Origin of the sequence: Sanguibacter inulinus (assembly GCF_013415325.1) — a bacterium.
Taxonomy (GTDB): domain Bacteria; phylum Actinomycetota; class Actinomycetes; order Actinomycetales; family Cellulomonadaceae; genus Sanguibacter; species Sanguibacter inulinus.
Genome location: NZ_JACBYE010000003.1, coordinates 156,753 through 166,482 on the forward strand (window position 1 = coordinate 156,753; position 9,730 = coordinate 166,482).

Below are 9,730 nucleotides of genomic sequence, written 5' to 3' on the forward strand. Positions count from 1 at the left end.
CCGTCTGGTCGTCCGGACGCCCTGTCTGTGTCAGCCGAGCTCAGCCGGCAGGCTCATCCCGGCCGGGAGGAGCGGGGGGATCTCCCGCGCGATGGTCGTCGCGAGCTCGGTCCTGCGGGCATCCGTCATGCGCTCGGACGGGGCCGTGATCGACATCGCCGCGATCGCTGCGCCGTCGCGCAGCAGCGGCACGGCGAGGCAGCTGATGCCCACCTCGTTCTCCTCGGTCTCGGTCGCGTACCCCCGCGACCGCGAGAGGTCGAGGATCTGGGCGAGCCGCTCGGCGGGCAGCCTGTCGCCGGCGAACCACGCGAGCGAGGCCGGGTCGACGGACCTGCGCGAGAGGATCGCGCGGCCGAGGCCTGTGGTCGCAGCGGGCTGGCGGCGGCCGACGGCCGACCACACGCGGACCGGACGGGCCGGTTCGACCTTGTCGAGGTAGAGGATCTCCGCGCCCGAGAGCACCCCGAGGTGCACGAGCTCGTCGGTCTGGGCGCACAGCGAGGTGAGGGCGTTCTGCAGCAGGCTCGGCAGGTTCTCCTCGGAGAGGTACGACGAGGCGAGGGCTGTGGCTGCGGGGCCGAGGACGTAGTGCCCGGTTGCTGCGTCCTGGTCGGCGAAGCCGCGGAACCTCAGGGCTGCGAGCGTGCGGTGCAAGGAGGTCTTGTTGAGGCCGAGCCGCTGCGCGAGGTCGGCGAGCGGCAGACCGCCCGTCCCGGCGGCACTGAGCTCTTGGAGGGCGAGGAGCGCCTTGTCGACGCTGCCCATCGGGGAGGTCGCGTCGGGGGAGCTGCCTGGGTGGTCTGTGCCGTCGTGACCCGCTCTGTCCATGGTCCCGCTCCTTTGTTATCCTGATTTCGCAACCGGCAACGACCGTTTGCCCATACGAAACGATAGCAGAGGTTCACGCGGACATGTCAGAGAAGACCATCACCGAATCCCTCGCGGCGGCACGGATCGTCCCCGTCGTCGTCATCGACAACCCCGACCATGCCGTCCCGCTCGGCAAGGCTCTCCTCGACGGCGGGCTCGACGTCATCGAGGTCACCTACCGCACGGCGGGTGCGCAGGCCGCGCTCACAGCGCTCAAGGCCCTCCCCGAGCTCGTCGTCGGAGCCGGCACCGTGGTGCGTCCCGAGCAGGTCGACAGCGCCGTCGAGGCCGGTGCGCAGTTCCTCGTCTCGCCCGGGCTCAGTGCTGCTGTCGTCGAGCGCGCGCAGGCTGTGGGTGTGCCGATCCTGCCCGGTGTCGCCACCCCGAGCGACATCATGGCCGCCCTCGCGCTCGGCCTCGACATCGTCAAGCTCTTCCCCGCGGCGACCCTCGGCGGGCCGTCGGCGATCAAGGCCTTCTCCGCACCGTTCCCTGGCCTGCGCTTCGTGCCCACCGGAGGGATCTCCGCCGCGACCGTCGGTGACTACCTCGCCCTGCCGTCCGTGATCGCTGCGGGCGGCTCGTGGATGGTCGAGCGCAGCCTCATCGAGGCCGAGGACTGGGCCGAGATCACCCGCCGCACCGCCGAGGCCGTCGAGCTGGCCGCCCAGACCCCCGCCACGATCGGAGCCTGACATGCCTGAGACCACCAGCCCCGCCCTGACCGTCCGCCCCGCCGCAGACTGCGACTTCGACGTCGTGTCCCTCGGCGAGGTCATGCTCCGCCTCGACCCGGGTGAGCGCCGCATCAAGACCGCCCGCAGCTTCGACGCGTGGGAGGGTGGCGGCGAGTACAACGTCGCCCGCGGCCTGCGCCGCTGCTTCGGCCTGCGCGGAGCTGTCGTCACCGCCCTCGCGGACAACGAGGTCGGCCGTCTGGTCGAGGACTTCATCCTCACCGGCGGCATCGACACGAGCTACATCCGCTGGGTGGACTACGACGGTATCGGCCGCTCGGTCCGCAACGGCATCAACTTCACCGAGCGCGGCTTCGGGGTGCGCGGGGCCGTCGGCGTCTCGGACCGTGGCAACACCGCGATCTCGCAGATGCAGCCCGGTGACGTCGACTGGGACGACCTCTTCGGCCGTCGCGGCGTCCGCTGGCTGCACACAGGCGGCATCTTCGCGGCGCTCTCCGAGTCCTCGGCAGACGTCGCCGAGGCGGCCATGCGCTCGGCCCGCGAGCACGGGACGATCGTGTCCTACGACCTCAACTTCCGTCCCTCCCTGTGGAAGGGCATCGGCGGCTCGGCCCGAGCCCAGGAGGTCAACACGCGGCTCGCGCAGTACGTCGACGTGATGATCGGCAACGAGGAAGACTTCACGGCCAGCCTCGGCTTCGAGGTCGAAGGGGTCGACGAGAACCTCACCGACCTCGACACCGGTGCCTTCCGCGCGATGATCGAGACCGCGGCCGCGGCGTACCCGAACTTCCAGGTGATCGCCACGACCATGCGCGGCGTCCACTCCGCGTCGGACAACGACTGGGGCGCCATCGCGTGGAGCCGTGAGCAGGGCTTCGCCGAGGCGACGCACCGCCCGAACCTCGAGATCCTCGACCGCGTGGGTGGCGGCGACTCCTTCGCCTCCGGCCTCGCCTACGGGCTCATGGAGATCGGCGACATCCAGTCGGCCGTCGAGTACGGGGCCGCGCACGGCGCGATCGCCATGACAACCCCGGGGGACACCTCGACGGCGAGCCTCGCCGAGGTCGCCAAGCTCGCCGGTGGAGGCAGCGCGCGCGTGCAGCGCTAGCTGTTCGCGCAGAGGGCCCGAGCCGACCGTGGCTCGGGCCCTCTGCGCTGTCGTCCGGCGGTCGTGCTCACGCCGTCGAGCGGGTCAGCTGCGGTCCGGGGCTACCTGGAGCTCGCTCCGCGCGTAGCTGGTGGTCACAGGTTCATCAGCACCATCGACCTGGACCTCGACGGCATACCTGCCTGTCACGGTCTTGCGAAGGACCATCCCTGTCGTGTCATGACGGCCGAACGACACGGTGACCCGAGACCCGGACTTCAGGTCTGGCGAGCTCTTCGTGATGGTGCGGTCGGTCCTCGTGGAGCGCCGTGCGGTCATGAGACCCTCGCGTCGATGGCCTCGTCGTGCAGGTCCCGACAAAAACCTTGGACCTCGGCCGCGAGGCGCAGGAAGAGCGCATGGTTGAGCTCAGTGACGTCGCGTGGCCGACCGGAGAGCCCGCCGGTCATAGTGCCGTGCACGCGCTCGAGCCGCCCCAGTGCTGCTGATCGGTCGACGATCCACCGGTTGAGCGCTAGGGAGGTCATACCCGGACCTTAGTCGGAAGAAGGACAATCTTCACTCGGGTCTCTTGAGGTGTGAGTCGACCCTGACACCGAGCGCTGAAACCGTGGCGATCGGAACTGGCATCGTCGGGAGACGTGTCAACCAGACCGGCGGCTGTGTGCCGGGCGGGTCAGTGGTCGTCGGGTCGTGCGGGCGGCGCGGAGCAGGGTGGCTCCGGCGGTGAGCAGCGCGCCGACCGACGCGGCGACAGCCGGCGCCGACCCGGGGCCTGTCACGGCAAGGGCTCGGGACTCGACTGCGGCGTCGGAGGGCGCTGACGTGGACGAGACGTCTGTCGCCGTCGCGGAGTGCTGCCGAGGGGCGGCAGATCCACCACCCGCACCTGCATCGAACGGTCCGGGACGCAGGACTGAGGTGGTCTGGTCCTGCCCGCCCGGCTCACGGGGCGGCCCGGGGACGGCAGGGGAGTCGTCGGGTGCAGCCGGTCCGGAGGGCTGAGGGGTCGGTGGGTCCGAGGGGCTCTCCGGCGCGGGCTCGGTGGGCCTGGTCGGGTCAGGCCCCGGGGCGGGAGCTGGGGCCGGCGCTGGAGACGGGACGGGGTCTGGCGCGGGCTCGGGAGCAGGAGTCGGACCAGGCACCGGCACCGGAGCAGGAGTGCCGACGCCCGACCCTGCTCCGCCCGAGACGGTCCGGACGAGGCGGGCGGTCAGCACCTGCGTGCCGTCGGCGTGGCTGATGGTCACCGTGCTCGACGGCTCGCGCCCGAGCTCGACCAGGTCACCGCCGAACCTCCCGACCATGATCTCGCCGGGCCGGATCTCGTCGAGGGTCAGGGTGAAGCCGCTCGGGTCGCACTCGAAGGCGAGCACGCGCTCGGGGGCCGATTCGAGGACCGAGTACACAGGGGTGCCGCGGCCTGCGCCGACCTGCCCGCTGAGCGAGAACGAGTCGCAGTCGAGGACCTGCCCCGGGTCCAGAGACTCCGTCACCGTGACGGGCCCGTCGAAGCCCTCGGCCCGAGACGGCAGGCGGATCTCCCACCCGGCGGCCGACTGCGTCTGCGTCGTCCCCTGGTCGGGGTGCTGCCAGAATCCCCACGTCCCGGCGTAGCCGTCGGGGACGACGTCCTCGGCGTCGCCGAGCATCGTCACGGGGACCGGCGTACCGGCGAGGTCGAGGACCCGCTGCTGCGGTGCGGTGCCGAAGCGGGCGCCGTGCCATGCGACGTCGAAGAACACGTGGCCGGTGACACCGGACCTCTCGTCGACGTAGTCGCTGAGGGTGACGACAGCCGTCCGCCCCTCCCACACGGCAGAGGCGACCCGGTCACCGTCCGGGCTGAGCAGGTCGAAGCCGACCGTCGAGAAGGGCCGCAGCTCGTCGGGCAGCGAGATCGTGAACGTGTCGCCGCCTCGTGCACCGTCCGGCACAGCCCAGGCGACGTCCAGCCGGACGGCCTCCCACGCCCAGAAGGTGGTCGAGGCGAGGGCCGCCGAGGTGACGGCAGACGTCAGCTCGGCCGCGACGGCGGGCGGGGCGGAGAGGACCGCCGGGCCGAGGCTCAGGCTGGTGAGGCAGAGGACCGCAGCACCGCGCGCAGAGATACGAGGTCGGCGGACGCGAGGCTGGGGCCGCCTGCGGGGGTTGGGGGATCGGGACATGCGTGCTCGTTCCGGGGGGGAAGGGGGAGGACGAGACGCCGCCGCAGCGGCGTCGGGACGAGGAGGATCGTCACCCGTCGCGCGGGGCGGCGCGACCGCTCGTCGCGGTTTCACCCGGCCTCCGAGAACTCGTCCGTGACGATCCGTGAGGTCGTGGCGTCCTTACCTGTGACCGTGTTTCACAGAGCACCACGAAGGAGAGCTCACCATGTCGCAGGACCAGATCCCCGCCACCGGCGAAGAACGTCGCGTTCGGGAGGCCGCGCAGGACGAGACCCAGCAGCGCGAGCTCGACGCCCTGCACACCGAGCACGGCGACACGACCGTCGCCGAGAGCGTCGTCGCCAAGATCGCCGGGATGGCCACCCGCGAGGTCCCCGGCGTCTACGCGATGGGCAACGCCGCGCGTCGTGCCGTGAACGCCCTCGCGCAGCGCATCCCTGGCAGCCAGACCAACGTCACCGGCGGCGTCTCCGTGGAGAAGGGCGAGACCCAGACCGCGATCGAGATCGCGATCGTCCTGGACTACGGCGAGTCGGTCGTCCAGGTCAGCGAGCAGATCCGCGAGAACGTCATCCAGGCCGTCGAGTACGGCACCGGCCTCGAGGTCGTCGCGGTGAACATCAACGTCACCGACGTGCACCTGCCGGACGACGACGCAGAGGACACGTCCTCCTCGTTCGAGTCGGCCGAGCTGCGCTGACCGACCCGGCGCTGCCCCACCCTGCGCTGCCACACCCTGCGCTGACCGACGCGCGCTGAAGCGTCGCCCCATGACGGCGGTGCGGGTGCCTGACCCCCCTCTGGCACCCGCACCGCTGACCCCCACGCTCTGGCCACCACCCTCATGCCAACAGAAGGAACTCTCATGTCGCGCACCATGATCGGCCTCGCCGTCGGGCTCGTCCTCGGGCTCACGGCCGCCTTCGGCTCGTTCGCCGCCTTCATCACCGTCCTCGCCTTCGGCAGCATCGGGCTGGTCGTCGGTCTGGCGCTCGACGGCCGCATCGACGTCCAGGGCATCCTGGGCCGAGCGTCCGAGAAGCGATGAGCGCCTCGACGCCCACCACCGGCGTCGGGTCCGGTCAGGCGGACGAGCCGCGTGCTCGCGGGACCCTGACGCTCTCCGACGGCGTGGTGGAGAAGATCGCCTCGCAGGTCGTCGACGAGGTCAGCGAGACGTACAGCACGTCACGCGGGCTGCTGGGCTGGCGCGAGCGGGTCGGAGGTCGGACCCGGCCCACGGTCGAGGTGGACCTCCACAGCGGCTTCGCCGACCTGCGGGTCACCGTCGGGCTCGCCTACCCCGTGTCGCTGCGGTCGGCCGCAGACACCATCAGGGACCGGGTGCAGCAGCGGGTCACCGCGCTGACCGGTGTCCAGGTCCGGCGCGTGGACGTCCGCATCGACGGGCTCCAGCCGGCACCGGCCGGCGCACGCACCAGGAAGGAGAGACTGCGATGAACCAGGTCCAGCTCAGGCCTCGACCGAGCCGTTCCCTGACCGCCTCGGTCGTGGCGCTCGTCGTCCTCGCGGGCGCCGTGGTCCTCACGGTCGCGAGCGTGTCGCGCCTCGTCGACGGCACCTGGCCGACGTGGTTCGTCGACCCTGCGTCGTCCCTGGGGCAGCAGACCTGGGGGTCGACCACGGTCCTCGCGACCGGTGCGGTCGTCCTCGTCCTCGGTGTCGTGCTGCTCCTGGCAGCAGTCGTCCCCGGCAGGCGCAGCGGCGCTGCGATCGCGCTGGAGGTCGAGAACGCCGAGCAGTCCGAGGTGGTGCTCACCCAGCGCGGTCTCGCCCGGCTCGCCGCAGCTGCCGCCGACGAGGTCGACGGTGTCGAGCACGTCGACGTCAGCGCCTCCAGCACCGCGGTGCGGGTCCTGGCCGTGACGTCGTCGCTCGACGATGCCGACACGGTCCGTAGCGCCGTGGAAGAGGCCGTCCGGTCGCGTCTCGACGTCCTCGGGACCGGCCCGGTCCGCCCCGTCCAGTCCCGTGTCCGAGTGAAGGAGTCCTGATGCACCACGCACCCTCTCGTCTCAACCGGACCTGGCTCGGCATCACCGGGCTGGTCCTGCTGGTCCTCGGTGCACTCGTCACGGGCATCGCGACGGGGGCGTGGAGCTCTGTGCTGCCCGCCGACCTCGCCGAGCGGCTCCCCGGGCGCGACGCCGACCTGATCTCGGGCACGACCGTGGGGGACCAGTCCTGGTTCCCCGTCGTCGTGGGGGTCGTGGCGCTCGTCCTCGCCCTCGCGAGCGCGGCCTGGCTGGTCGCGCAGGTCCCGCGCAAGCACGAGGCCAAGGACCTCCGCCTCCAGTCGTCGTCCGTGACGGGCCTCACGGCGTGCGCGCCGTCGGTCCTCACCGACGCCGTGGAGGAGCAGGCGAGGTCGCTCGCCGGTGTCAGCGGCGCCAGCGCCGTGCTCCGCGGAAGCGCCCGCACCCCGGACCTCACGCTGCGCCTCGTGGTCGACGACCGCGCCGACCTCGGCGAGGTCCTGCGCGAGGTCGACACTGTCGTGGCGGCATCGGTCGCCACGGCCCTGGACACGCGGCTCGCGCGCCTGGGCGTGCTCGTCGACGTCCAGCGCACCCGGCGCACGCACGGTCAGATCACGGTCTGACCGTCCGTCTGAAGCCCCTTCCCCCCACCCCGCACACCTCAGGAGAACCCCATGATCGCCAGCGTGATGACCCGAGTCGTGAGCTGGGGCCTGCGTGGCCTCGGCACCGTGATCAACCGTGCCGGCCACCTGGTCCGCAAGACCGAGCGCCGTCCGGACCAGCCGAGGCGCACGCCGGACGGCGGGTGAGACCTGCGCCCCAGCACCCGTCTCGAGGTGCCGAGGGACGCATCTGCGGAGAAGGTAGGAGCGACGACGAGGAGGTGAGCGAGGGTGAGCGGTCCGCACGGAGACCACCGGTCCCCGGCCCGGGACGTCGTGACGTCCCCACCTGACGGCGGGGCCCACGGACCGTCCGAGGCGACCATCGTCGGACGTGCGCAGTCCGGGGACCTCGCGGCCTTCGAAGAGCTGAGCCGTCGGTACCAGGGCCCGCTCTTCAGGCTCGCGGTGCGGTTGCTGGGCGACCGGGGCGAGGCCGAGGACGCGCTCCAGGACACGATGGTCTCGGTCTGGCGCAAGCTGCCGTCCTTGACAGACCTGCCAGCGTTCCACGGCTGGGTCTACCAGATCATGACCCGACGGTGCATGTCGGTGCTGAGGACCAGAGCCCGTCGCAGCACGGAGCCGGCCGGGGACGACACGGTGTTCGAGGCCGGCTCTCGTGGCAGGCTCGCCGCAGGGACGGGGTCAGCAGACCCCGTGGCCGCGACCGAGCACGCCGAGCAGCTCCGACGGCTGAACGTCGAGCTCGGCAGGCTCACGGACGAGCAGCGGGCATGCTGGGTGCTCCGGGAGCTGCACGAGCTCTCGTACCCCGAGATCGCCGCAGCGACCGGCCTGCCCCTGTCGACGGTGCGCGGTCGGATCGCACGGGCCCGGCAGAACCTGGCGAAAGGAATGGAAGCATGGCGATGAGCGAGCGTCCGTCCTCCCGCCTGGCCTGCGGCCGCGACATGGACGCGGTCTGGGACAGGATCGGGTCACCCCCCGACGAGCACGAGCGAGGCTGCCCGCACTGCGAGCAGGCCCGCCGAGACCTCGGCGAGCTCGCGAGCCTGACCGCGCTCGAGCGCGAGGCCGAGCGGACCGCCCCCGGTCTCGAGCCGGATCCCGCCGTGCTCGGCCGGATCATGGACGTGGCCCGCGCAGAGGTGCGCCGTGGTCGCCGGTTCCCGCTCGACGAGCCCGAGGTCAGCGAGCCGGCCCCGGAGCTGACCGTGAGCGAGCAGGCGGTCTCGGCGAGCGCCCGGCGAGCCGGCGACGCGGTCCCGGGTGTCGAGGTCGAGCGCTGCGTGGTCTCGCTCGTCGTCGACGGTCGTGGACCGTGGCAGGCCAGCCCCGTCGGCGTCCTGGACCTGCGGCAGGGGCCCGACAGCTACGGCCGTGCCCGGCCGTCCAGGGTCGAGGCGACCCTGCAGATCACCGTGCCCGTGTCGGCCTCGATCCCGGCGGTCGCGGCCGAGGTCCGCAGCAGCGTGAGGAGAAGAGTGAGCAGCGAGGTGGGAGTCGACGTGGTCCGCGTCGACATCGAGGTGAGGGACACGCGCGATGTCTGAGACGAACCCCAGCCAGAGGATGCCCGGAGCGCCGCACCTGGTGCCGGGGGTTCCGGTGACCCCTGGTGTGCCGACGACACCCGGCGTCCGGGTGACGACGCGTGGTCCGGAGACGACAGGTCGACCGGTGACGACAGGTCGGGCCGGCACCGACGCGGTGCGCCGCGAGATCGCGCAGGCGATCCTCGCCGACCCCGGGGTGCTCCGGGTCGAGCCGACGCTGGCGACCGTGGTCCGCTCGTGGTCGACGGCTCCCGACCCGGAAGACCTCGTCCGCCTCACGCCGACAGGCGGGACCGTCGACGTGGCCGTGCACCTCGCCGTGCAGGGAGACGAGGCGCGTCTTGTCGCGCACAGGGTCCGCGAGGTCGTCCGGGAGCTGCTCGTCGAGCACGGCCTCGAGCCGGGCTCGGTCGAGGTGAGCGTCCTGACGGTCGAGCCGGTGACTTCCGCAGAGGTCACCCGCTGAGCCGTCGGGCGTAACGGTCCTGTCAGCGTGCGTGACGGACATGTCCTCGGCGGCGGCGGCGGACCGACCAGACCGATGCGACTCCGGCTCCGAGCAGCGCTGCTGCCGCGGGGACCAGGGTGGCAGCCGAGCTGCCTGTCGATGCCAGGTCAGAGGTCCCGGCCGTCGGCCGCGAGGTCACGCGTGCGACACCAGGATGGGTGGGGACGGGCGTCCCGGG

At 72.0% G+C, this 9,730-nt stretch carries 15 protein-coding genes; 11 read left to right on the plus strand and 4 right to left on the minus strand.

Annotated features, from left to right (window positions below; translation table 11 throughout):
* Window positions 1-30 precede the first annotated feature (30 nt).
* Complete coding sequence (locus HZZ10_RS02375; RefSeq protein WP_179912253.1) at window positions 31-831, minus strand: IclR family transcriptional regulator; 801 nt, start codon at window positions 829-831, stop codon at window positions 31-33.
* An 83-nt stretch (window positions 832-914) separates the two neighbouring features.
* On the opposite strand from HZZ10_RS02375, the gene eda reads away from it, so the two are divergent.
* Both eda and HZZ10_RS02385 read left to right on the plus strand, forming a co-directional pair.
* Window positions 915-1,568 (plus strand): bifunctional 4-hydroxy-2-oxoglutarate aldolase/2-dehydro-3-deoxy-phosphogluconate aldolase, encoded by a 654-nt coding sequence (eda, locus tag HZZ10_RS02380; protein ID WP_056129145.1) that lies wholly within the window; start codon window positions 915-917, stop codon window positions 1,566-1,568.
* Window position 1,569: 1 nt separating this feature from the next.
* Window positions 1,570-2,688 (plus strand): sugar kinase, encoded by a 1,119-nt coding sequence (locus tag HZZ10_RS02385; RefSeq protein WP_056129149.1) that lies wholly within the window; start codon window positions 1,570-1,572, stop codon window positions 2,686-2,688.
* 314 nt (window positions 2,689-3,002) lie between these two features.
* Here the strand turns inward: HZZ10_RS02385 and HZZ10_RS02390 are convergent, their stop codons facing one another.
* Window positions 3,003-3,215, minus strand: coding sequence for a hypothetical protein (locus tag HZZ10_RS02390; RefSeq protein ID WP_179912254.1), 213 nt, complete (start codon window positions 3,213-3,215; stop codon window positions 3,003-3,005).
* 117 nt (window positions 3,216-3,332) lie between these two features.
* On the minus strand, window positions 3,333-4,856 hold the full coding sequence (locus HZZ10_RS19770) for an Ig-like domain-containing protein (RefSeq protein WP_179912255.1): 1,524 nt from the start codon (window positions 4,854-4,856) through the stop codon (window positions 3,333-3,335).
* Window positions 4,857-5,064: 208 nt separating this feature from the next.
* Here HZZ10_RS19770 and HZZ10_RS02400 point away from each other — a divergent pair, with 208 nt between their 5' ends.
* From HZZ10_RS02400 to HZZ10_RS02440, 9 genes are all read left to right on the plus strand, one after another.
* Window positions 5,065-5,559, plus strand: a complete 495-nt coding sequence (locus tag HZZ10_RS02400; protein ID WP_056129155.1) for an Asp23/Gls24 family envelope stress response protein — start codon at window positions 5,065-5,067, stop codon at window positions 5,557-5,559.
* A 165-nt stretch (window positions 5,560-5,724) separates the two neighbouring features.
* On the plus strand, window positions 5,725-5,907 hold the full coding sequence (locus HZZ10_RS02405; RefSeq protein WP_056129157.1) for a hypothetical protein: 183 nt from the start codon (window positions 5,725-5,727) through the stop codon (window positions 5,905-5,907).
* On the plus strand, window positions 5,904-6,320 hold the full coding sequence (locus tag HZZ10_RS02410) for an Asp23/Gls24 family envelope stress response protein (RefSeq protein ID WP_056129160.1): 417 nt from the start codon (window positions 5,904-5,906) through the stop codon (window positions 6,318-6,320). The genes HZZ10_RS02405 and HZZ10_RS02410 overlap by 4 nt, the downstream gene beginning before the upstream one ends.
* Window positions 6,317-6,874 carry a DUF6286 domain-containing protein gene (locus tag HZZ10_RS02415; protein WP_179912256.1) on the plus strand — a complete coding sequence of 186 codons (558 nt, stop codon included), beginning with the start codon at window positions 6,317-6,319 and terminating at the stop codon, window positions 6,872-6,874. The genes HZZ10_RS02410 and HZZ10_RS02415 overlap by 4 nt, the downstream gene beginning before the upstream one ends.
* Window positions 6,874-7,482 (plus strand): hypothetical protein, encoded by a 609-nt coding sequence (locus HZZ10_RS02420; protein WP_056129167.1) that lies wholly within the window; start codon window positions 6,874-6,876, stop codon window positions 7,480-7,482. The genes HZZ10_RS02415 and HZZ10_RS02420 overlap by 1 nt, the downstream gene beginning before the upstream one ends.
* 51 nt (window positions 7,483-7,533) lie before the next feature.
* Complete coding sequence (locus HZZ10_RS02425; RefSeq protein WP_156382661.1) at window positions 7,534-7,671, plus strand: hypothetical protein; 138 nt, start codon at window positions 7,534-7,536, stop codon at window positions 7,669-7,671.
* A gap of 84 nt (window positions 7,672-7,755) precedes the next feature.
* Window positions 7,756-8,400 (plus strand): RNA polymerase sigma factor, encoded by a 645-nt coding sequence (locus HZZ10_RS02430; protein ID WP_218928344.1) that lies wholly within the window; start codon window positions 7,756-7,758, stop codon window positions 8,398-8,400.
* Window positions 8,391-9,041, plus strand: coding sequence for a hypothetical protein (locus tag HZZ10_RS02435; RefSeq protein ID WP_218928345.1), 651 nt, complete (start codon window positions 8,391-8,393; stop codon window positions 9,039-9,041). Before HZZ10_RS02430 ends, HZZ10_RS02435 begins: the two co-directional genes overlap by 10 nt.
* Window positions 9,042-9,168: 127 nt before the next feature.
* Window positions 9,169-9,510: a hypothetical protein gene (locus HZZ10_RS02440; protein ID WP_156382662.1), complete on the plus strand. Its 342-nt coding sequence runs from the start codon at window positions 9,169-9,171 to the stop codon at window positions 9,508-9,510.
* 22 nt (window positions 9,511-9,532) lie between these two features.
* On the opposite strand, the gene HZZ10_RS20150 is transcribed toward HZZ10_RS02440, so the two are convergent.
* Window positions 9,533-9,691, minus strand: a complete 159-nt coding sequence (locus HZZ10_RS20150; protein ID WP_373367310.1) for an LPXTG cell wall anchor domain-containing protein — start codon at window positions 9,689-9,691, stop codon at window positions 9,533-9,535.
* Between the last annotated feature and the right edge of the window lie 39 nt (window positions 9,692-9,730).